1 protein-coding gene is annotated in these 1053 nt (G+C 77.2%); it reads right to left on the bottom strand.

The window, feature by feature from the left end:
- Positions 1-163: 163 nt before the first annotated feature.
- A partial coding sequence (locus HUW36_RS33370; RefSeq protein ID WP_217428927.1) for a DUF1349 domain-containing protein occupies positions 164-1053 on the bottom strand: 890 nt, incomplete at its 5' end.

Raw genomic sequence — 1053 nt, 5'->3', positions numbered from 1 at the left:
CGGCTCGCCCGGGCGGTCGCCGGGGCGGACCGCCCGGGCGGCGCGTTCGTGGCGGCCCGCAGCTACGACGGCGACACGCGCACGGTCAGCGAGCTGACCGGGGTCGGCCCGCCTCCGGTCCGCTGAGCCGGGGCCGTCCACGGGTGTGGACGGCCCCGGAACGTCAGCGGTGGAAGCGCAGGTAGTCGAACTCGGCCGTCACGGCGGGCGTGGCGCCGCCGTGCGCGACCAGGCCGACCCGGGGCGTGGTGTCGGCCGGGAACGTCCACACCGCCCCCCACGTCCAGTGCTTCCCGTCGCGGCTGGAGCCGGCGCGGAACTCGTGCTCCCCGGTGGCCCGGTCGACGTGGTGGGCCAGCCGCAGCCAGGTGGTGGTGCCGGGGGTGCCGACGATGCTGCCGCCGTACACGGGCTGCCCGGCGAAGGGCAGCTCGTAGCCGTACTCGACCTGCCGGGTGTTCCAGATCGCCACCTGGGTCAGCCGGGCGAACCGGTCGTCGTCGACGTACGCCACCAGGCCGGCCTGCTGGTAGTTGCGGACCGTGTCCTCGCCCAGGTCGAGCGCCACCTTCGTCTCGGCCACGTAGTCGCCGGTGGGCGCGTCGCGCAGCAGCACCCCGGCGGTGTTGCCGGTGCCGGACAGGTCGGCGTCCTGCACCGGCCAGCGCAGCGCGCCGCCGGCCACGGTGACCGCCGGGTCGGGGCGTACCCACCGCCAGTCCGGGTCGAGCCCACCGGTGAACTCGTCGGACCAGCCACGCAGCACCGGGCCGACCCGGGGCGGGGCGACCGGGCGCCGGACCGGGCGGTACAGCCGGGCGGCGCTGACGTTGTCGAACGCGGCCGGTCCGCCCTGGGCGCGCAGGGCCAACGCGCCGGTCGCAGTGCGGGGAAGTCGGAGCGACACCTCGGCCACCGGGTCGCCGAGGCGGGAGGGGCTGAGCGTGGCCACGAGCTGCCGGCCGCGTACCTCGACCGCGAGGGTGTGCCGGTCGGTCAGGTCGGTGCCGGCGGGCAGCGGTGTGGCGGCGCCGCCGGCGGCCAGCCAGATCG

The sequence above is a fragment of the Micromonospora maritima genome (genome assembly GCF_902825405.1).
Classification (GTDB): domain Bacteria; phylum Actinomycetota; class Actinomycetes; order Mycobacteriales; family Micromonosporaceae; genus Micromonospora; species Micromonospora maritima.
The sequence above is the reverse complement of the archived record's forward strand: the minus strand, read 5'-3'. Positions and strand labels throughout refer to the sequence as shown.